25 protein-coding genes are annotated in these 19,798 nt (G+C 63.8%); 8 read left to right on the top strand and 17 right to left on the bottom strand.

Translation table 11 applies throughout. The features are described from left to right. Nucleotides 1-52: 52 nt before the first annotated feature. Together FJ527_RS07795 and FJ527_RS07790 are read right to left on the bottom strand one after the other, a co-directional pair. Nucleotides 53-361, bottom strand: coding sequence for a DUF1244 domain-containing protein (locus tag FJ527_RS07795; RefSeq protein ID WP_140822528.1), 309 nt, complete (start codon nucleotides 359-361; stop codon nucleotides 53-55). Between the two features lie 11 nt (nucleotides 362-372). Then, a complete protein-coding gene (locus FJ527_RS07790; RefSeq protein ID WP_140662695.1) occupies nucleotides 373-1,170 on the bottom strand; it encodes an N-formylglutamate amidohydrolase in 798 nt (265 codons plus the stop codon). 244 nt (nucleotides 1,171-1,414) lie between these two features. Between FJ527_RS07790 and FJ527_RS07785 the strand changes: the two genes are divergently transcribed. Beyond that, nucleotides 1,415-1,903: a DUF1036 domain-containing protein gene (locus FJ527_RS07785; RefSeq protein ID WP_140822526.1), complete on the top strand. Its 489-nt coding sequence runs from the start codon at nucleotides 1,415-1,417 to the stop codon at nucleotides 1,901-1,903. Next, nucleotides 1,900-3,333 carry a pyruvate kinase gene (gene pyk / locus FJ527_RS07780; protein WP_140616672.1) on the top strand — a complete coding sequence of 478 codons (1,434 nt, stop codon included), beginning with the start codon at nucleotides 1,900-1,902 and terminating at the stop codon, nucleotides 3,331-3,333. The genes FJ527_RS07785 and pyk overlap by 4 nt, the downstream gene beginning before the upstream one ends. Here the strand turns inward: pyk and FJ527_RS07775 are convergent. The 4 genes from FJ527_RS07775 to ykgO all read right to left on the bottom strand — a co-directional run bounded on the left by FJ527_RS07775 (nucleotide 3,248) and on the right by ykgO (nucleotide 5,900). Continuing rightward, nucleotides 3,248-3,805 carry a hypothetical protein gene (locus FJ527_RS07775; RefSeq protein ID WP_246677693.1) on the bottom strand — a complete coding sequence of 186 codons (558 nt, stop codon included), beginning with the start codon at nucleotides 3,803-3,805 and terminating at the stop codon, nucleotides 3,248-3,250. The two genes, pyk and FJ527_RS07775, sit on opposite strands and share 86 nt — an antisense overlap. Before the next feature lie 51 nt (nucleotides 3,806-3,856). Continuing rightward, on the bottom strand, nucleotides 3,857-4,924 hold the full coding sequence (locus FJ527_RS07770; protein ID WP_140822524.1) for an alpha/beta hydrolase: 1,068 nt from the start codon (nucleotides 4,922-4,924) through the stop codon (nucleotides 3,857-3,859). A 92-nt stretch (nucleotides 4,925-5,016) separates the two neighbouring features. Next, entirely contained in the window at nucleotides 5,017-5,664 is a 648-nt protein-coding gene (locus FJ527_RS07765) for a hypothetical protein (RefSeq protein ID WP_140822522.1), read from the bottom strand. A 110-nt stretch (nucleotides 5,665-5,774) separates the two neighbouring features. Then, complete coding sequence (ykgO, locus tag FJ527_RS07760) at nucleotides 5,775-5,900, bottom strand: type B 50S ribosomal protein L36 (protein WP_006327841.1); 126 nt, start codon at nucleotides 5,898-5,900, stop codon at nucleotides 5,775-5,777. 242 nt (nucleotides 5,901-6,142) lie between these two features. On the opposite strand from ykgO, the gene FJ527_RS07755 reads away from it, so the two are divergent. Continuing rightward, nucleotides 6,143-6,562: a lysozyme inhibitor LprI family protein gene (locus tag FJ527_RS07755; RefSeq protein WP_015315324.1), complete on the top strand. Its 420-nt coding sequence runs from the start codon at nucleotides 6,143-6,145 to the stop codon at nucleotides 6,560-6,562. Between the two features lie 12 nt (nucleotides 6,563-6,574). Here the strand turns inward: FJ527_RS07755 and FJ527_RS07750 are convergent, their stop codons facing one another. The 10 genes from FJ527_RS07750 to FJ527_RS07705 form a co-directional block, all read right to left on the bottom strand. Then, nucleotides 6,575-7,651, bottom strand: coding sequence for a 5-(carboxyamino)imidazole ribonucleotide synthase (locus FJ527_RS07750; RefSeq protein WP_140822519.1), 1,077 nt, complete (start codon nucleotides 7,649-7,651; stop codon nucleotides 6,575-6,577). After that, a complete protein-coding gene (gene purE / locus FJ527_RS07745; RefSeq protein ID WP_023773946.1) occupies nucleotides 7,648-8,145 on the bottom strand; it encodes a 5-(carboxyamino)imidazole ribonucleotide mutase in 498 nt (165 codons plus the stop codon). The genes FJ527_RS07750 and purE overlap by 4 nt, the downstream gene beginning before the upstream one ends. A gap of 99 nt (nucleotides 8,146-8,244) precedes the next feature. Then, nucleotides 8,245-9,156 (bottom strand): anti-sigma factor, encoded by a 912-nt coding sequence (locus FJ527_RS07740; RefSeq protein ID WP_015315327.1) that lies wholly within the window; start codon nucleotides 9,154-9,156, stop codon nucleotides 8,245-8,247. Further along, nucleotides 9,153-9,692 (bottom strand): sigma-70 family RNA polymerase sigma factor, encoded by a 540-nt coding sequence (locus tag FJ527_RS07735; RefSeq protein ID WP_041163301.1) that lies wholly within the window; start codon nucleotides 9,690-9,692, stop codon nucleotides 9,153-9,155. The genes FJ527_RS07740 and FJ527_RS07735 overlap by 4 nt, the downstream gene beginning before the upstream one ends. Nucleotides 9,693-10,109: 417 nt before the next feature. After that, nucleotides 10,110-11,315 carry an aminotransferase class V-fold PLP-dependent enzyme gene (locus tag FJ527_RS07730; protein WP_140822518.1) on the bottom strand — a complete coding sequence of 402 codons (1,206 nt, stop codon included), beginning with the start codon at nucleotides 11,313-11,315 and terminating at the stop codon, nucleotides 10,110-10,112. 25 nt (nucleotides 11,316-11,340) lie between these two features. Further along, nucleotides 11,341-11,802, bottom strand: coding sequence for a RidA family protein (locus FJ527_RS07725; protein WP_015315331.1), 462 nt, complete (start codon nucleotides 11,800-11,802; stop codon nucleotides 11,341-11,343). A gap of 37 nt (nucleotides 11,803-11,839) precedes the next feature. Further along, nucleotides 11,840-12,634 carry an amino acid ABC transporter ATP-binding protein gene (locus FJ527_RS07720; RefSeq protein WP_140822516.1) on the bottom strand — a complete coding sequence of 265 codons (795 nt, stop codon included), beginning with the start codon at nucleotides 12,632-12,634 and terminating at the stop codon, nucleotides 11,840-11,842. 5 nt (nucleotides 12,635-12,639) lie between these two features. Next, on the bottom strand, nucleotides 12,640-13,290 hold the full coding sequence (locus FJ527_RS07715) for an amino acid ABC transporter permease (RefSeq protein ID WP_140822514.1): 651 nt from the start codon (nucleotides 13,288-13,290) through the stop codon (nucleotides 12,640-12,642). Nucleotide 13,291: 1 nt separating this feature from the next. Further along, nucleotides 13,292-13,957: an amino acid ABC transporter permease gene (locus FJ527_RS07710; RefSeq protein WP_140822512.1), complete on the bottom strand. Its 666-nt coding sequence runs from the start codon at nucleotides 13,955-13,957 to the stop codon at nucleotides 13,292-13,294. Nucleotides 13,958-14,030: 73 nt separating this feature from the next. Continuing rightward, nucleotides 14,031-14,861 carry a transporter substrate-binding domain-containing protein gene (locus tag FJ527_RS07705; protein ID WP_174361987.1) on the bottom strand — a complete coding sequence of 277 codons (831 nt, stop codon included), beginning with the start codon at nucleotides 14,859-14,861 and terminating at the stop codon, nucleotides 14,031-14,033. 170 nt (nucleotides 14,862-15,031) lie between these two features. Here FJ527_RS07705 and FJ527_RS07700 point away from each other — a divergent pair, with 170 nt between their 5' ends. Then, on the top strand, nucleotides 15,032-15,820 hold the full coding sequence (locus FJ527_RS07700) for an IclR family transcriptional regulator (RefSeq protein WP_140712663.1): 789 nt from the start codon (nucleotides 15,032-15,034) through the stop codon (nucleotides 15,818-15,820). A 29-nt stretch (nucleotides 15,821-15,849) separates the two neighbouring features. Here FJ527_RS07700 and FJ527_RS07695 read toward each other — a convergent pair whose 3' ends face one another. Further along, entirely contained in the window at nucleotides 15,850-16,053 is a 204-nt protein-coding gene (locus tag FJ527_RS07695) for a YdcH family protein (RefSeq protein WP_015315337.1), read from the bottom strand. Nucleotides 16,054-16,291: 238 nt separating this feature from the next. Between FJ527_RS07695 and FJ527_RS07690 the strand changes: the two genes are divergently transcribed. The 4 genes from FJ527_RS07690 to FJ527_RS07675 all read left to right on the top strand — a co-directional run bounded on the left by FJ527_RS07690 (nucleotide 16,292) and on the right by FJ527_RS07675 (nucleotide 19,797). Next, nucleotides 16,292-16,471: a YdcH family protein gene (locus tag FJ527_RS07690; RefSeq protein ID WP_015315338.1), complete on the top strand. Its 180-nt coding sequence runs from the start codon at nucleotides 16,292-16,294 to the stop codon at nucleotides 16,469-16,471. Between the two features lie 333 nt (nucleotides 16,472-16,804). Then, on the top strand, nucleotides 16,805-18,058 hold the full coding sequence (gene ispG, locus FJ527_RS07685; protein WP_140616683.1) for a flavodoxin-dependent (E)-4-hydroxy-3-methylbut-2-enyl-diphosphate synthase: 1,254 nt from the start codon (nucleotides 16,805-16,807) through the stop codon (nucleotides 18,056-18,058). 5 nt (nucleotides 18,059-18,063) lie between these two features. After that, a complete protein-coding gene (locus FJ527_RS07680) occupies nucleotides 18,064-18,918 on the top strand; it encodes a lytic transglycosylase domain-containing protein (protein WP_140792673.1) in 855 nt (284 codons plus the stop codon). A gap of 126 nt (nucleotides 18,919-19,044) precedes the next feature. Next, a complete protein-coding gene (locus FJ527_RS07675) occupies nucleotides 19,045-19,797 on the top strand; it encodes a Stf0 family sulfotransferase (protein WP_015315341.1) in 753 nt (250 codons plus the stop codon). Nucleotide 19,798: the final 1 nt, after the last annotated feature.

The raw sequence follows: 19,798 nt of genomic DNA, 5'->3' as shown, positions 1-19,798 counted from the left end.
ATTCAATTTTCAGTCAAGCGCTGTTGTGGGAAAGCATTTGGGCTAAACGGGCTCAGTGGTCCTTGGGGCGCCGTGCTTCGAATTCCGCCTTCTTGGCGTCCGAAGCCTCTATCTGGTTGAGCGCCTGCCATTGCGCATAGGGCATGCCGTAGACGATCTCGCGCGATTGCTCTTTGCCGAGCTCGACGCCTTCGGCATTGGCTGCTTCGCGGTACCAGTTCGACAGGCAGTTGCGGCAGAAGCCGGCGAGGTTCATCAGATCGATGTTCTGCACGTCGCCCCGTTCACGCAAATGCTCGACCAGTCGCCGAAAGGCGGCGGCCTCGAAGTCGCGCTTCTGTTCGTCGCTGAGTTCGGTCATCGAAACCTCCGTCATAGCGGCCCGGTCCGCGAGCCGAACATCTTTACCGCATGTATATCGGGACGGCGGTCGATCGCGTCAACGATCGGTGCGAGCCGCCCTGCCCAGGCGACAATGCCCTTCTGGTCCGCTATCAGATCCTGGCGGATTTCGATCAGCGCGTGGGCATAGCCATTGACGATGGCGTGCCTGAACATGGTGTCGCCGCGCAACGCGCCATCATACGGTTCGTTGTCGCCAACCACGAGTTGTTTGTCCTCAGCCAGCATATCGATCAGCGGTCGCGCCACCCGGTCGTCCTTGTCCCACAGGATACCGACATGCCACGGACGTTGCTTGCCCTGCATGGCAGGGGTGAAGGAATGCACCGAGAAGATGAAAGGCGCTTGCCCTGAAGCCTGCGCGACCGACGCAATCATGGCGCCGACCGCGTCGTGATAAGGGCGGTAGAAGCGATCGAGCCGCCTTTCGCGTTCCTCCTGCGCCAGGGGATAATTTCCGGGAATGATGGTGCCGTCGTAAAGCTGGCGAATGAGTGTTGGATCGTCCTCGCCTCGGTTGGGGTCGATCAGCAGCCGCGAGAAATTGGCGAGCACCGCCGGCGCATCGAGCAGGGCCGCCAGTTCGCGCGTCACCGCTTCGACGCCAATGTCATAGGCGATATGGCGGTCGAATTCGGCCGCCGGCAGCCCCAGGCTGCCATATTCTTCCGGCAGGTCGCGGCGGGCGTGATCGGCCAGAAGCACGATGCCTCGCTTGCGGTCGCCCTCGACGATGTCGAAGGGCGCGAAAACTGTGGATCGGGTCATTGGCGGAAAATGGTCGTTCGCTGGCCTTCGGGGAGGATGCTATCGTCATTCCACGAAGACGACGTGTACGCAATGCCGTTGTTTAGCCAAGGTTTCCCGGGAAATCTGGCACGGGGCGACGGTCGTGCGCCGGGAGCCTTCCTAAATCGATTGGAATTGGTCAAAACGGCGCGTTGACATGCGCCCGGACTTTTCCGAAAAGGGGCGCAGAGAGATGCTGATGTGGTTCTTGAGGGGTTTTAGGATGGGTTCCGACGGCGGGCAGCGCGCGCGCTTTGCCTTAGCCATGCCGCTCCTGGCGCTCGCCGTGGGACTGTCAGCGATGGTCACAGCTTCACCGGCGCGCGCCGACTTCCGCGTCTGCAACGCCACGCAGAACCTGGTCGGCGTCGGAATCGGCTATCGGGCCAAGGCCGGCTGGATCACCGAGGGCTGGTGGCACATCGAGGGATCGAGTTGCAAGACGTTGATCGAAGGACCGCTGTCATCAAGGTTTTACTATCTTTATGCAGAAGACGCCGAGCGCGGTGGACGCTGGGACGGCCCGATCAACATGTGCGTGGCTGAAAAAGAGTTCAAGATTGCCGGCGTAAGCGACTGCGTCGCCAGGGGCTTCCAGCGCGCCGGATTCCAGGAATATGACACGGGCGAGCAGGCAAGCTGGATGGTCCAGCTCACCGACGAGCCCGCAACGGGAGGCGCTCCAGCCGCCCCGGGAACGAATAGTCAATGAGACGTAGCCGCAAGGTCAAGATCCTAGCCACAATCGGTCCGGCATCTTCCTCCGAGGAGATGCTGAAAAAGCTGTTCGAAGCCGGCGCCGATGTGTTCCGCATCAATATGAGCCATACCGATCATGAGCTGATGCGCACGCTGGTCGCCCGCATCCGCGCGGTCGAGGAAAGAGTTGGCAGGCCGATCGGCATCCTGGCCGACCTGCAAGGCCCGAAGCTGCGCGTCGGCAAGTTCGCCAATGGCAAGGAAGTCCTGACGCTGGGCCAGACATTCACCCTCGACGACAATCCCGAGCCCGGCACCTCGACAAGGGTCTACCTGCCGCATCCTGAAATCCTGAGCTCGGTCGAGGCTGGCCATCGCCTCCTGATCGACGACGGCAAGCTCGAACTGAAGGCGGTAAAGAGCGACGGCAAGTCGATCGTCTGCACCGTCATTGCCGGCACCACCATTTCCGACAAGAAGGGCGTCAGCCTGCCAGATACCGACCTGCCCGTCGGCGCGCTGACCGAGAAGGACCGCAAGGATCTCGACGCGGTGCTCGCCACCGGCGTCGACTGGGTCGCGCTATCCTTCGTGCAGCGGCCGGAAGATCTGGCCGAGGCGCGCAAGATCGCCCGTGGCCGCGCGCTGATCATGGCCAAGATCGAAAAGCCGCAGGCCGTGGCCCGGCTGGCCGAGATCATCGAACTGTCCGACGCGCTGATGGTCGCCCGCGGCGATCTCGGCGTCGAAATGCCGCTGGAAGCGGTGCCCGGCATCCAGAAGCAGATCACGCGCGCCGCGCGCCGCGCCGGCAAGCCGGTGGTGGTCGCCACGCAGATGCTGGAATCGATGATCACCGCCCCTGTGCCGACCCGCGCCGAAGTGTCCGACGTTTCGATTGCCGTCTTCGAAGGCGCCGACGCGATCATGCTGTCGGCGGAATCGGCGGCGGGTGCTTATCCGGTCGAGGCGGTGGCGATGATGAACCGCATCGCCGCCAAGGTCGAAACCGATCCGACGTATGCCGGCATCATCAACGCGCAACGCTCCGAGCCGGAAGCGACCGGCGCCGATGCCATTTCGCTGGCCGCCCGCGAGATCGCCGAAACGCTGAAACTGTCGGCGATCATCACCTACACGGCATCGGGCACCACCGGCCTGCGCGCCGCGCGCGAGCGTCCGCAGGTGCCGATCATCGCGCTGTCGCCGATCCTCAACACGGCGCGACGGCTGTCGCTTTTGTGGGGCACGCATTGCGTCGTTTCGCCCGATGCCACCGATCTCGACGACATGGTCAACCGCGCCTGCCGCATCGCGCTGGAAGAAGACTTCGGCAAGCCGGGCGACCGGGTCATCATCACCGCAGGCGTGCCGCTGCGGACCCCGGGATCGACCAACATGCTGCGCATCGCCTATGTCGGATCGGAAACAGCCGGCCGGTAGTCGGCCGCCAGCGTCGTTGCAGGCCCGAGCGCTCTTGCCGCGGCTTCCGCGTGGTTTCTTCGCTGGAGAAACCACGCGCGCGGGGTATGGGATCTTGCAGATACTGATCCGGGCCGAGCATCTTTCGCCGGTTGAGCTCGGTCTTATCGAGCAGATCGAAATCGACCTTCGCAATCATGCAATGCCATCCGGCGTTGCGCGAAGCCCAGCTTCTTTCATGGTGTTCGAGCAACCGCTCTCGGGCGCAATAGCCATGATAGTCGAAAGCGATCAGGCCGTTCGTCACATAGATATGGTTTCCTGAAAAACCTTCGTCAGGAATGATCCGTTCGCCGTAAAATCCCTCCAAAGGCGGATGCTTGAGGAAGGTGCCGGCGAGAATGGCGCATGCGCCGTGACCGAAGAAGATGCGATCCGGCAGCGCCCATCGCCTTTCCGGATTTCTCTTTATGCCGTGTTTCAGGACGTACATGCCGATATGGCCCGATACCGTTTTTCGACGACCGTTTTCGGAAGACGCACATCAGATCGGCGCCAACTCCGTTTCGGGTTCCTTGAGCTCGGCGCATTTGCCTGTGCCATATGTGTCGCCGGCAATCCGAGCCTCCACCGTCCTGGCGATTGCTTCCAGATCGATGTCCTTGCCGCCGACTTTCTCGATGGCGCCGACGACGAGGTCGGAAGCGATCCAGTCCGGCTTATGACCGAGATTATGCACCCAGACGAGCTCGGCGCCTGGGATGTCGCGCACCAGGCCGACGGAGTGGATCCGGGCATAGACAACCTTGTCGCGGTCGCCGGAGATGACCACGGTCGGGGCCGTGATCTCTTTGTAGTGCGGTGCGGCGGCGAGCGCATAGCGATAGAGGCCGGCAACGTCGGTGGCGTTGGCGCGAAAGGCCGACGGCCTCAGCACCAGCGGGATCGAGGTTGCGGCGAGATAATTGTCGGGCACCTTGTTGGGTGAGAAGACGCAGGTCGTGGCGTCCGCCATCCACAGCGTCCCGGCAGGATAGGTCAGCGTCTCGGAAAACAGCCGGCCGATCACCGGGATGGTGGTCAGGTCGTAGTACCAGGACGTCGCGCCGCCCGGCCAGGGATGGGTCGCCGGCGCCAGGAAGACCAGCCCGAGCGTCTTGTCCGCATGCTCGCGGCCGAAAGCCGCCGTCACCACGCCGCCGAAGGAATGGCCGACGATGATTGCCTTCTTGATGCCGAGACGGTCCATCAGGGCGGCGATGATTGCGGCTTGCGCCGATGGGTCCTCATTGTTGCCTGGACCGCGGCCGGACCAGCCAAAACCAGGCCGGTCGAAGAACAGCATTTCGGCGCGGCCTTCAAGCAGCGGCCTGAGTGGCAGCATCTGGTCTTTCAAATTGGCGCTGGCGCCATGGATGAAGACGATCGGCGGCAGATCCGCACTGGCTGGGGCGGGGAGGTGGACGTAGTGGATGCGGGCACCGTCGATGTCGGCGAACGCCCCGACCGAAGGACCGCGGCGCTCGATCAGCCACGAGCCGGCGCGGGTGACGCCGACCAGGGCAAGGACAAGCGCCATCAGGAAGGCGAGCGCGGCATAGATCAGGTTCATGCAGGGATATACGGGGATGGAGGGGGATAAGTTGTGGGGTAGGCAGTAGGGCTGGCTCCAGCGCCAGCGCCTAATGGCTATTTCCTGATCTATCAAATGCCTTCGCCGGCAAGCTCTTCCGACAGGGTCGCGACCTGGTTCTGGGCGCTGCGCATCATCGGGTAGATGGCCAGCACCTTCTGCCAGGCCTCGAGCGCCGATTGCTTGTGGCCGGTCTCGGCCATGATCTGGGCCAGGCCCGACAGCGCGCCAAAATGGCGTGGCTCGAGCTGCAGCGTGCGGTCGATGTCGGCCATCGACTTGCCGTAGTTCTTCATCATGAAATGCACGGTGGCGCGACGGTTCCAGCCTTCGGCGTAGCTAGGCTGCAAGGTCACCACCTGGTCCAGGAAATCGAGCGCGACGTCGAATTTCTGATCATTCATCGCTTTTTGCGACCACTGCATCATCAGGTCGATCGAGGCGCTGCCGGACTGGAACCATTCGTTCCAGATGCTGCCGGCAATGCGCTCGGCGGCCTTTTCGTTGCGCTCGCGCTTCAGGTCGGAGAACAATTTGTCGAGCCGGGCCTGTTTCGTCATGGGCGTAACCGGAGTGTCCGGAGCCGCTGGCTGGGCATCGGCGGGCGCCGGCTGACCATCCGCGGCCGCCACCGCGATCGGCCGATCACCGGCTTGGGCCGGCAGGGAGACGACGCCGGAAACCAGCAAAGTCGTCAAGGATACAAAAAGAATCCGCATCGCCCGAGTTTAATCCCGGGCGGCGGAACATCAAAGTGATTTTAGCGTGGGAAGGTCGGCTGGCCGACAAGCATCAGTGGGCGGAGACGAAAAAGCCTCCGGCCGAAAACTCAACCCTGGCGCGCCTTGTAGCGCGGGGCGGTCTTGTTGATGATGTAAACGCGGCCCTTGCGGCGAACCAGCTGGTTGTCGCGGTGACGCGCCTTCAACGCCTTGAGCGAATTCTTGATCTTCATGGTCTTGCCTGTCGGTCTGGACCCGGTTCGGGGTCGAATTTTTAAGGCGCGCCAGAAGACGCGCCTTTTGAACGGTGGGTGGCTCATAAACGAGGAGACTTGCCCATGTCAACCGTAAGTCAACCGCAAGCGTGCTCCGCGTCCCGATATCATCAAATATCCGCCATGTCGGCCCCGTGGCATTGCGCGGCCATGGGCCGGCTGGGATGATGTCGTCCATCGCAAGCGATTTGGGGACGACCATGCGCCGAATATTCCTCTCCTCCTGCCTCGTCATCCTGGCGGCGAGCTCGGCTGCCCGAGGGCAAGAATGCGACCGCTCCGACGACAGCCAGCAGATGATGAATATCTGTGCCGGCGAGGACTATCAGGCGGCCGACGCCAGGCTCAATGCGGCCTATCAGGCGTTGATCGGCTCCGATGATGCCGATGGCAAGAGATTGCTTCAGGTGGCACAACGCGCCTGGATCAGCTTCCGGGATGCCGAATGCGCGCATAACACCGCCGCCAGCCAAGGCGGGTCCATCCATGCGATGGAGGTCTCGCAATGCCTGACCAGGCTGACCAATGATCGCATCAAGCAGCTCGCCGCCTCCGCCAATTGCGAGGAAGGCGATGCAAGTTGCGCCAGCCCCGACGCGGACAGCGACGAGGTGCAATAGGCGTGTCTGGTATCAGACGCGGCGGCTGATGCGGGTGAAATGACCCATCTTGCGACCGGGCCGGGCCTCGGCCTTGCCGTAGAGGTGCAGCATCAGGTCGGGCTCGGCGAGCAAGGCGGGAACGCGCAGCACGTCGTCGCCGATCAGGTTCTCCATCACGCAATCGGAATGACGGTTCGAGCTTCCCAATGGCAGGCCGGCAATGGCGCGGATATGCTGCTCGAACTGCGAAACGATGCAGGCGGCTTCGGCCCAATGGCCGGAATTGTGGACGCGGGGCGCGATCTCGTTGGCCAGTAGGGAGCCGTCGGCCAGTACGAAGAACTCGACACCGATGACGCCGACATAGTCGAGCGCCGACAGGATTTTCGTCGCCGCGTCTTTCGCGTCCCGCGCGGTCGCCGGCGCAACGCCGGCCGGCAAGGTCGATGTGTGCAGAATACCGTCGCGGTGCACATTCCAGGCTGGATCGTAGGCGGCGACAGTGCCGTCCAGCCCTCGCGCGGCGATGACGGAAATCTCGCGCTCGAACTGCACGAAGCTTTCCAGGATCAGCGGCACATTGCCCATCCCCTCGCAGGTGCCGGCGAAACCGCCGGCTTCCATGTTGCGGAAGACGCGCTGGCCCTTGCCGTCGTAACCCATTCGCCGCGTCTTCAGGATGCCGCTGCCGCCGAAGGCCTTCAGCGCCGCCGCCAGCTCGTCGTCGGTGTCGACTTGATGGAACGCGGCGGTGGCGATGCCGATGCCGTTGAGGAATGTCTTTTCGCTCACCCGGTCCTGCGCCACGTCAAGCGCCCGCGGCGGCGGATAGACCGGCACTTTGGCGGCAAGCGCGGTTGCGGCGGCGACCGGCACGTTCTCGAACTCGTAGGTGACGACGGCGCTTGCAGCCGCCAGTTCGGCAAGTGCTGCCGGATCGTGATAGGCAGCCGTAATCTGCCGGTTGGCGACCTGTGCCGCCGGGCAATCCGGTTGAGGCTCCAGCACGATGGTGCGGTAGCCGAGCCGGGCGGCGGCCATTGCCAGCATGCGGCCAAGCTGGCCGCCGCCAATGATGCCGATGGTCGATCCGGCGGGCAGGCTCACGGCGTATCCGTCGGTTCGGCCGCGACCTTGGCGGTCTGTGAGGCGCGCCAGGCATCGAGGCGCTGGGCAAGCTTGTCGTCGTTGAGCGCCAGCACGGCGGCGGCCAGCAGGGCGGCGTTGGCCGCACCAGCCTTGCCGATGGCCAGCGTTCCCACAGGAATGCCGGCCGGCATCTGGACGATCGAGAGCAGCGAATCCTGGCCCGACAGCGCCTTCGATTCCACCGGCACGCCGAACACCGGCAGTGGTGTCATCGCCGCCGTCATGCCGGGCAGATGCGCGGCACCGCCGGCGCCGGCGATGATGACCTTGTAGCCGGCGGCCTTGGCGCCTTTGGCGAATTCGTAAAGCCGGTCGGGCGTGCGGTGCGCCGAGATGATCAGCCGTTTGTGGGGCACACCAAGCGCCTCCAGCGTCTCCGCTGCCTGGCGCATCGTCGCCCAATCGGATTGGCTGCCCATGATGATGGCGACGTCGGCGCGTTGATCGTCCAAGCTTCTGCTCCCCGGCGACAAAGGCGCGCCTTAGCGGAATTCGCGCGGGGCCGCAAGGATTTCAGGCCATCGGCGAGATGCCGACGGCCATATTCCGGCTCATGCCGCCGCCTTGCGGAAGCGAGCGACGAAGTCGTCGAGCTCGGGGCGCTCCATGTCGGAGATCGCCCAATAGGAGAAGGCGCCGTCGCTCCAGTGCACCATCGAAAAGCCGCCGGAGGAAAGATCGTCCGGCTGGGTGGTCTTGCCGCCCTGCTGCGGTTCGGCGACCAGGGTGATCAGGTGCTCGCGGTGGCGGTAGACCAGTGCCGGTACCGGCCGGCCCGATATCACCTCGACCCGGCCGCCGATAAGAGCGAAACCCTCCTGGGCAAGATCCGGCGCCGGCGGCGAGACGCCGATGCGGGCGTCCAGCCACGGTTTGACCGTATGGCGGTCGGAGGAGACGATGTCGATCGGGCTCGCGGCGAGCAGGCTGCGGCGATGGCCGCTGGCGACGGCCGCGGCCAAGCCGTCTTCGGCGCCGTTGAACATTACCCATTGCGTTGCGCCGCTGGCCAGCACCGCGCTGATCATGATCGATGCCGCCATGGCGCGCCAGTCGAACGAGCCGAAGCGGCTTGCCCTCGGCGATCTCCGCGCCAGCGAAGGACGCGTCCCGGCTTCACGCCGCTGGCCGACGCCAGCGCCGGCAATCAAGCCCGGCAGCGCCGACGGCGTGCCGCGCTGCGGCTCTGCTGCCTCGGCTGTCGCCGGCTGCTCGGTGCTGGCCATGCCGATCGCCGCGATGCGGGCCCGAAAGGCGTCGCTCACGTCGGGGCGCGGCAAGCGGCTGACCGCGCCTCGCAAGGCAAGGATGCGGGCATGTTCGGCGGCAAGCCGGGGATCGGCGGCGATGCGACGCTCCACCGCAAGGGCCGCCGCCGCATCAAGCTCGCCATCAACAAGGGCGTGGATCATCAGTCTGACACCTTCGGGATCATTGGGCAGTCCATCGTCATGGCCGGTCATGGCGCTCTCCCCAGTTCGGACGCCAGCAGGCCGCGGGCGCGGGCCAGCCTGGACATCACCGTACCCATCGGCACGTCGAGCATGGCCGCTATCTCGCGATAGCTGAGGCCGTTGATGTCGCGCAGCACCAGCGTTTCGCGAAACGGCTGCGGCAGGGCAGCGATCGCAGCCTCCAGTGCCGCCGTGTCGGCCCTGGCGATCAGGCTCGCTTCCGGACCATCCTCGTCCGGCAGGCTGGTGCCATGGGCGGCCGCCATGTCGTCGAGATCGCCGAGGTCGCCGACGGCCATCATGCCGCGCGGCCGGTTGCGCGCCATCCAGGTGTAGGAGGTGTTGCGCACGATGGTGAGCAGCCAGGCACGCGCATTGCCGCCGGCGTAGCCTGATATGCCGGCATGCGCCTTGATGCAGGCGTCCTGAACGACATCCTCGGCGTCGGCGGCATTGCCGGTCAGCCAGCGGGCAAGCGCCAGCGCGTCGCCGAGATGCGGCAGCACTACGTCGTTGAAACGCTCTGCCAGGGCCCTGTCGCTCAAAGCAGCACCATGATCCTCTCCGGAGCGGACAGGCCGTGCCGCCTCAAGATGCGACAGCGATTTTGCCTGGCTTGCAGGAGCAAAGCCCCCGGAAACGGGCAAAGTCGTCTGCCTTGCTGAAAGTGAATTCATCTGCGTCACCAGTGTCAAGCGCTATGAAAGGAGGGGCGCTATGAAAAGGAGGGGCGCCATGGAGAAGGGATTGATGACGATCATGCTCGGCAGCGCATGACGGCGGCTGACGCCGCAGCCGTGTTCGCTGTGCTCGCGATGATGGGGCATGCCAGTCTCCTCAACGCCAGCCGTGGCGTATGTCGAGGAGACTTGTTGAAGAGAGGATTTATTCCCGCGTGGGCAAATTCCGGCTGTTCACAGTCGCGTGATCAGCCGATGCCTTCGGCATGGTCGGTTTAGCGATCAATCCGGCCAGCGCAAGACGCCTGACGAATCCTTGCGGGCGACCTTCATCGCGTCGGCCGGGCGCTCCTTCGCGGTCAGCACGGCGCGCAGACGTTCGGCGACAATCTCCGCCTCGCCGGGGTGAAGGTTGCAGGGGTCGAGGAAAAAATGGCCGCGCTCGACCTCGTGATTGCGCACGATGATCGGCGGCGAGCCGGCGGCAAGGGCCGAGGCAAGACCGGCGGCGGTGAAGCGGCTCTCTGGGGAGACGAATATCTGCAGCCGGTCGAGTGGATTGGCGGTGGGGTCGGGAATGATGATGGCGACGATGCCGGGCAGTCCCTGCAGCGCGTCCTTCCACAGGTTCAGCGCTGCTTCCTCGCGCCGGCGGATTCCGGCATGGTCGCGCTTCTCCCAGGCTTCGAGCGCCGCCATGGTGCCGGCGATGCTTTCCTTGCCGACCTTCATGGCGCGCGCGACGCCGCGGTTCTGCAGATAGGCGGCCCGCACCAGATCCTTGCGGCCGGTGACGATGCCGCTGGTCGGCCCGCTCAGGAATTTATGGCCGCTGTAGATGACGACATCGGCGCCGCGCGCCAGAAAACCGCGCAGATCATACTCGGACGCGGCGTCGACGATCACCGGCACGCCCTTGGCGTGGCAGATATCGCAGAATTCCTCCAGCGACAGCATGCCGTATTGCACCGTGTGGTGGGCCACGACGTAGAGGGCCGCCGCCGTGCGCTCGTTGATCGCCTCGCTTACATGATAGTCCTGGGTCACGCTGACCGTGCCGGCGGGCACCACCCTGGCGCCGGCGACGCGGACCGACTGGTCGATCGGGGCGCCGTAATTGACGATGTGGCCGAGCTGGATGACGACCTCCGACTTGAGGTCGCCAGTGTCGTCGGGCAGGCGCTCGATGGCGAGCAGGCTGGTTCCGGTCATCGCACCGGCGACCGCCATGGTGATGCCGCTGGCGCAGCAGGCGGTGATGAAGCCGACCTCGCCGCCGGTGAGGCGTGCGACGACCGTGCTCGCGGCGCGTTGCAGATCGTCCATTTCCACCCATTGCGAGGCCATTTCAGCCATGGCGGAGATCGCTTCCGGGACGATGATCGAGGCGCCGAGCGCGGTCATGGTGCCCGAGACGTTGATGATCGGCCGCAATCCCAGCCGTTCGCGGATGGTGGTGTTGGAGCCGGTGTCGGAAGAGGTTTTCATGTGAGCTAATCCCGTGGGTGGCAGGTCAGGCGGCGATCTCGACGACCGCTTCGATTTCGACGGTGATGTTTCCAGGCAGCGAGCCGACGCCGATCGCCGAGCGGGCATGGCCGCCGATCTTGTCGAAGACATCGGCGAACAGGTCCGAGCAGCCATTGACCACTTTCGGGTGATCGCTGAAGGTCGGCGTCGCGTTGACGAAGCCGAGCAGCTTGACGACGCGCACGATACGGCCGAGATCGCCGGCGGCGGCATGCATGACGGCAAGCAGATTGAGCCCGGTCAGCCGGGCATGCTGATAGGCCTGCTCGACCGTCACGTCCTCGCCCACCTTGCCGGTGCAGAGCGTGCCGTCGGCGCGCAGGGGCCCTTGGCCGGAGAGGAAGATCAGCCGCCCGCTCTCGGCATGGGTGACGAAGTTGGCGATCGGCGTCGGCGGCTCGGGCAGCGTCAGGCCGAGTTCGGCGAGCCTGATATAAGGCGTCATGGATGAAGGCTCCTTGGGCGGCTTTGGCCGCCTGAGTTTAGAAATGCGAGGCTCGGAAGCGCGCCAGGAAAGTGCGGAGGCGTTCGTTGCTGGTCTCCGCCGCGAGGATCTCCTTCGGCGGCCCGACGGCGCTGACGCCGCCATCGGCCATGAAGACGATGCGGCTAGAAGCGTCGCGGGCAAAGGCCATTTCGTGGGTTACCATCAGCATGGTCATGCCATCCTCGGCGAGGCTGCGCACCACGGCCAGCACCTCGCCGACGAGTTCGGGATCGAGCGCGGAGGTGATCTCGTCGAGCAGCAGGATCTTCGGTTCCATGGCCACGGCGCGGGCTATGCCGACGCGCTGCTGCTGGCCGCCGGAGAGTTCGGCCGGCAGGCTGTCGGCCTTGTGGCCAAGGCCGACGCGCCCGAGCCAGTGTTCGGCAATCGATCGCGCCTCGGCTTCGTTCTTTCCCCTCACCTTGGTCAGACCCAGCATGATGTTGCCGGCCGCCGTCAGGTGAGGGAAGAGGTTGAAGCTCTGGAACACCATGCCGGTCTCGGCGCGCATGGCGGCAAGATCGCGTTCGCTACGGCGCTGACGCGTTCCGGCTTCGCGAAAACCGACCTCCTTGCCGTCGATGCGGATCGAGCCGCTGTCGTAGCTCTCCAGGAAGTTGACGCAGCGCAGCAGCGTGGTCTTGCCGCTGCCGGAAGGGCCGATGACGGTCACCACTTCGCCGCGCTTCACCTGAAGGCTGACGGAGCGCAACACGTCGACGGCGCCGAAGGCCTTGGAGACATCGCGCACGTCGAGCAGCGCGGGACTGGCGTTTGGGGCTTCGGACATCGTTGCTATTCCCGGATGAAGGAGAAACGCCGCTCGAGCCGCCGGCTGGCGAGCGAGAGTGCGTAGTTGACCGCGAAATAGATGAGCGCTCCCAATATATAGAGCGGCATCGCTTCATAGGTGCGGCCGATGACCTGGTTGATGGCCTGCATCAAATCGGTGATGCCGAGCAGCGACACCAGCGCGCTGCCCTTGACCGCGTCGGTGACGCCATTGATCCAGGGCGGCAGGAAGCGCCTGAAGGCCTGCGGAAAGATGACGTAGGTGAGCCTCTGGCGAAAGGTCAACCCGATCGCCATCGCGGCTTCGGACTGTCCCTTCGGGATCGAGCCGACCGCGCCCCTGAGGTATTCGATGACCTGCGCCGTCTTGAACAGGGTGAGCGCGGACACCGCGGCCCAGAACGATGGCAGATGCAGCCCGATCGCCGGCAGGCCGTAATAGACGAAGAACATCAGCACCAGGATCGGAATGCCGCGAATGGTGTCCGAGAAGATGCGCACCGCCCAGCGCAAAGGGGCGGGACCATAGATCAGGCCGACGCCCAGCAGGACGCCGGCGATAAGCGACAGCACCACCACCAGCAGCGAGACCCACAAGGTCACGGCGAAGCCCTGGGCAAGGAAGGGCAGTGCGTAGAGGATCTGGCTCAGCATGTCAGCGCGCCGCCCTGAACCGGCGCTCGACGAGCCGCAGCCCGAAAAGCAGCGCATAGCCGGTTACCAGATACATCGCCGTCGTGACCAGGTAGACCTCGACGATGCGGAATGTGTTGAAGTTGATCCATTGGGCGCCGAAGGTGAGTTCGGGCACCGAGATGACCGAGGCGATCGAGGTGTCCTTGAACAGCGAGATGAAGGTGTTGGAGAGCGCCGGCAGCGTGATGCGCAGCATGGTCGGCAGGCGCACGTGCAACAGCCTTTGCCACGGCGTCAGGCCGATCGCCTTGCCGGCGTCGAGCTGGCCGCGCGGGACAGCCTCGATCCCGGAGCGAAACACCTCGACCAGATAGGCGCCGCTATAGATCGACAGGGTCAATACAAACGAGGTTGGTGCGCTGTAGGCCAGGTCGACCACGGTGGGCAGGCCATAGAAAACGAGATAGACCAGCAGGATCAGCGGCACATTGCGGATGAATTCGACATAGGCGGCGATCACCGCCCGCACGACGCGTCCGGCCGAGACGTACCAGACCGCGAGCACCAGCCCGATGACAACGCCGATGGCGATCGAGATCACGGCAAGCTCGAGGCTGAGCAGCAGGCCGCCCCAGAGCTTGTCGAAATGCCGCCAGATCAGGTTGAAATTAAGGGCATAGCCCATGCATCCGCCTCTGTGTGAAGGACGTAGAGTCGATTACGGAAGGGCGACAACGCCACCCTTCCGTAATCCGGGATCAGATGACCGGGAAGCCGGGGTGACGCGCCGGCGGCTCCTGGCCGAAATAGTCCTTGAAGGCGGCGTCATAGAGCGCCGATTCATGGCCGAACATGGCGATGGTGAAAGTCTGGTTGACGAAGGTCAGCCAGTCCAAATCGCCTTGCCGCAGTGCGGCGCCGTAAAGCATCGAATACCAGCTCTTCCCGGCATCGAAATACTTGTCGGGATTGCGCGAGGCGAGCCAGCGCACGGTGGACAGGTCGACCGCGGCGGCGTCGGCGCGCTTGGACTCCAACGCCTGCAGCACGTTCGCCTGGGTGTCGATCTGCAACACCTGGGCCTGCGGCAGAGCGTAGTGGACGGAACTTTCGGCGTCGACATTCTGCAGGATGGAAATGCGTGTCGCCGAACCGCCGGCCAGCAGCTTGTCGAAAGTCTTGTTCTCGGCGGTCGGCAGGGTCAGCAAGGCAACGCCTTCGACATAGTAGGGCCGGGAGAAATTGATCAGCTGCGAGCGCTGCGCCGTCATGGTCATGAACTGAATGGTAATATCGACCTTGTTGGTGGTCACGTTGGGAATGCGCTGGGCCGGATCCTGCATGACGAACTCGACCTTGGTCGGGTCGTCGAAAAGGCCCTTGGCGAGAATGCGGCCCATGGTGATATCCATGCCGACCAGTTCGCCGGCATCGTTCTCGAAATGCCAGGGCGCGTTGGTGCTGCCGGTCCCGACAATCAGCTTGCCTCTGTCGAGCACGGTGCGCAGCAGGCTGTCGGATGCGGCCTGTGCGGCGGCCTTCTGCGCATCGACGGCTGCCAGCACGCCGGCCGTGGCAAGTCCCGCCATTCCCAATTTCAGAAAATCACGTCTTCCGGATGTGTCGTTCACGGCGACCTCCTTTCGTGTTGTGTTCCCCTATGCACAGGCCATACACGCGGCAGTGATTATCAAAGATTGTCCCTTACAAGAGACGCATGTATCCTGTACAAGACAGATACTAGCACCGGGAATCGACAATGCAAGATGGTAGTGTTTTGGCTGCTTCGGCCGACGAGAAGGCGCCAGGCTCCCGTGAAAAGGGCCTCAACCGGGTCCTGGAAATCCTAGAGTTCCTTCACATGACGCAGCGTGCGATCGGCATTGGCGATCTCGCCAAGGGCGTCAATGCGCCGCGTTCGACCACCTACACGCTGGTGCGGTCTCTGGTCGATGCCGGCCTCCTTGAAATGGCCGGCGACGGCAATCGCGTCTATTTCGGCAAGAAGCTCTACCTCTACGGAATGGACTATGTGCGCGGCAACGACCTGTTGCGGCGCGGGCGCCAGGAGGTCGACCATCTGTCGCGCGAGACGGGCGAGACCTCGGAATTGTGCATGCTGCAGAGCGGCCGCTACACGATCGTCCATTCCAGCCCCGGCACCAGGCCGTTCCGCATCAGTTCGGCCACCGGCCTGCAGATACCGCTGCCCTGGACCGCGTCTGGCCGGCTATTGCTTGCGGGGCTGGATAGAGTTGCGATCGAAGCCATGGTGTCTGATGACGATCTCGTGCTGCCTGACGGGCGCAAGCTGCGGCTCGACGATTTCATCGCCGACATCGCAAAGGCAGGGGTGACCGGCTACTGCGTCACCTCGGGCCTGGTCGACGCCTATACGAAATGCCTCGCCGTGCCGGTCTTTTCAGCGCCAGGCAAGGTGGAGGCGACGATGTGCCTGGTGGTTCCGATCGATACGTCGGAGGAGCGGACCGCCGATCTCATCGGCCTGCTGCGCGGCCGCGCCGCCGGGCTCTCGATCGGCGCATAGGCGGAAAGTGCCGGCGGCGCGATTCCGTCTCAGGCGATGATGTCTGGAATGATCCTGTCTTCCAGCTTCATCAGTCGGTCCTTGAGGAACAGCTTCTTCTTTTTCATGCGCTGGATCTGCAGCGGGTCGCAATTCATGGCGATCATCGCGTTGATCGCGGCATCGAAATCGGCGTGTTCCTGCTTCAGCCGGGAAAATTCGAGGCGAGTATCGGCCTGTTCCTGATCGGACATTCTCTACCGTCTGCACGTCTGCGGCGCCCAAAACTGGGCCTGGTTGGGCGGGGGCGGCAATTTCTGCCACCGGCGCGCAGCCCATATCACATTTCACGTTGTCGTGGAATGCTACCACGCAGCATTCGACATCGCTGCTCGATGGTGGCACACTGTCATTGTGCCGTCACAGATACGACCTGCGGTGGACGTGCCTTGGCGGCTGCAATCGAGGAAACCATGAAAGGGAGAACCAATCATGTCTCTTGCATCCCATCTTGATGAGTTGCAGCGGAAACACGGCGACATCGAACGCGAAATCGATGACGCGATGAATCACCCGTCGGTTGACGACCTCGAAATCGGGAATCTCAAGCGACGCAAGCTGGCACTCAAGGATGCGATTGAGAAACTGAGGGCGCAACCAACCACGCATTGATCCTCACCTGACATAGCCGCCCACCACTGGCGGTCTTCCTTGCCGGCGGCGCCAGCCGCCGGTGCAGTGATTGCGATTTTCAGCGCTGCACCATAAGCGGAAACTAATATCCTTCGGACCCATCTTGCCCGCTTGGCCGCTGCCAGCTCGTGGGCTGTTTCAGGTCCCGGCCGGGACCAATTGCTGCCAGTGGCGACCTGTCGCCATTGACAAGCCATCTTTGCTCCTCCACCTCATGCCGGACTTCAACGCATCGGCCCCGGCTTGTGCGTCCGGGTGGACGCACGCGCTTCAGAGAGACGCATAGCGCTCCAGAGACAAAAGGCTGCCGGCATGACCGGATATTTTTCTTCTCCCTTCCCCCGCCGCACCTCGGTCGGCGTCGATGTCGGCGGCGTGGTCGTCGGCGGCGGCGCGCCGGTGGTCGTTCAGTCGATGACCAACACCGACACGGCCGATATCGACCAGACAGTCGCGCAGGTCGCGGCGCTGCACCGCGCCGGCTCCGAGATCGTGCGCATCACCGTCGACCGCGACGAAAGTGCCGCCGCCGTGCCGCGCATTCATGAGCGGCTGCAGCGGCTTGGCATCAACGTGCCGCTGGTCGGCGATTTCCACTATATCGGACATAAGCTCCTGGCCGATCATCCGGCTTGCGCCGAGGCGCTGGCCAAGTACCGCATCAATCCCGGCAATGTCGGCTTCAAGGATAAGAAGGACCGGCAGTTCGCGGCGATCGTCGAGATGGCGATCAAACATGACAAACCGGTGCGCATCGGCGTCAACTGGGGCTCGCTTGACCAGGAGCTTCTGACGCGGCTGATGGACGACAACCAGGACAAGGGTTTCCCGCTGACGGCGCAGGAAGTGACGCGCGAGGCAATCGTGCAGTCGGCGATCCTGTCGGCCGAGATGGCCGAGGAAATTGGTCTTGGCCGCGAAAAAATCATCCTGTCGGCCAAGGTCAGCGGCGTGCAGGACCTGATCGCCGTCTACACCGAGCTTGCGACCCGTTCCAACCATGCGCTGCATCTCGGCCTCACCGAGGCCGGCATGGGCTCCAAAGGCATCGTCGCGTCTTCCGCGGCCATGGGCATCCTCTTGCAGCAAGGCATTGGCGATACCATCCGCATCTCGCTGACGCCGGAGCCCAATGGCGATCGCACCCGCGAGGTGCAGGTGTCGCAGGAACTGCTGCAGACCATGGGTTTCCGGCAGTTCGTGCCGATCGTCGCGGCTTGCCCGGGCTGCGGCCGCACCACCTCCACCGTGTTCCAGGAACTGGCGCAGAACATCCAGGCGGACCTGCGCAAGAACATGCCGGTGTGGCGGGAGAAATACCCGGGCGTCGAGAACCTCAAGGTCGCGGTGATGGGCTGCATCGTCAACGGTCCCGGTGAATCCAAGCATGCCGATATCGGCATTTCGCTGCCCGGCACCGGAGAAACGCCGACCGCGCCGGTCTTCGTCGACGGCAAGAAGGCGGCGACGCTGCGCGGGCCGTCGATCGCGGCGGATTTCGAGAAAATGGTCGCCGACTATATTGACCAGCGCTTCGGTCGGGGCGGCAAGGCCGCGGCAGAGTAAGCCAGATGCGGCGTTTCCCGTGGGTGGCGCTGATTTTCCTGTGTGGCATGGGCTGGTCGACGCTTGCCCAGGCGGATCCACCGCAATCGGCCAAGCAGCGGCTGATCGACAAGGTCTGTAACCTGATCCAGGCGCATGCCGATCAGAACGGCCTGCCTCGGGATTTCTTCGCCCGCCTGATCTGGAAGGAAAGCCGGTTCGATCCCAACGCCGTGAGCCCTGTCGGCGCCGAAGGCATTGCCCAGTTCATGCCGGGCACCGCCAAGATGCGGGGGCTTGAAAATTCCTTCGACATCAACCAGGCGATTCCGGCGTCGGCCAGATATCTCGCCGAAATGAAGGCCGGCTATGGCAATCTCGGTTTGGCGGCCGCTGCCTACAATGCCGGCGAGAGCCGGGTGTCGCGCTGGCTGAATTCCGGTGGCTTCCTGCCGATGGAGACGGAAAGCTATGTCTTCGACGTGATGGGCGAGCCGGTCGACAAGTTCACCGACCGGGCCTATGCCGGCAAAGTCGAGCCACTCGACGCCAAGCTGGATTTCGCGGTCGCCTGCCGCAAGCTGCCGGTGATCATGTCCAGAACCGTGGCGATGGCCTCAATCAACATCAAGCCATGGGGCATTCAGGTGGCGGGCAATTTCCGCCGCAGCGCCGCGATCAGCCAATGGCTCAGGGTACGGGGCCGTTTTCCGGCCCTGCTTGCCGGGCATGATCCGGTGGTCAGCCGAGTGCGTACGCCGATCGGCCGGCGCGGCATCTACGCGGTCCGGATCGGCGTCGACGACCGCGCCGCCGCCAATGTCATCTGCCAGAAACTGCAAAGCATCGGTGGCGCCTGCGTGGTGGTGCGCAACCGGTAGCCGAGGAGGGTTGGGCTGCACGGGGCACACGCCGTTGGAATGTGCCCATCGTATCCAGCAACGATTTCAGCTATAGCGGCGCCGGACCGGTGGGCTGGTCCGCCTTCGGCAGCTACAGGGACAGCGATGTTCGACGCGTACATTATCTGCGGCACGCCCAGAACCGGCAGCACCTTGCTGTGCAAACTGCTGGCGGCCACCAGAACGACCGGCGATCCACACTCATTCTATCGGCGGCAGGATGTGTCGGAGTGGGCCGAAGAATGGAACCTGCCGCCTCGCGACACGATGGGCGAGCTTGAATTCCAGCTTGCCTATCTCAATGCGGCGATCGATGCCGGCAAGGGTGGTACGGAAATCTTCGGTCTGCGCCTGATGCGAGAAAACCTGGACGAGCTTTCAGCGATCCTCGACCGGATTTTTCCGGGGCTTGTGTCGGACAAAGCGCGTTTCGAAAGGGCTTTCGGTCGCGTTCTCTACGTGCATCTGTCGCGTGAGAACAAGCTTGCGCAGGCTGTCTCCCTGGTCAAGGCGGAGCAGACCGGCCTTTGGCACGTCGCTCCCGATGGAACGGAGATCGAAAGGGTCGGATCGCCAGGAGAACCGCGGTACGATTTCCAGCGTATCAGGGACGAAGTCGCCGAGCTTGAGGCCTATGACGCAGCGTGGAACACATGGTTCGCCGAGCAAGACATAACGCCACTGCGGATTGGCTACGAGCGGCTTTCAAGCAGCCCGGCGGCGACACTGATTTCCATCTGTCAGGCCTTGGGCGTACAGTCGCCGAACGCCGGGGATGTGAAACCGGGTGTCGCGAAGCTCGCCGACGCGACAAGCCTCGACTGGATGCGCCGCTACCATCTGGACGCAACCGTCTGAC

Source organism: Mesorhizobium sp. B2-4-18, from assembly GCF_006441385.1.
Classification (GTDB): Bacteria; Pseudomonadota; Alphaproteobacteria; order Rhizobiales; family Rhizobiaceae; genus Mesorhizobium; species Mesorhizobium australicum.
This window is presented reverse-complemented; position numbering and strand designations above follow the sequence as displayed.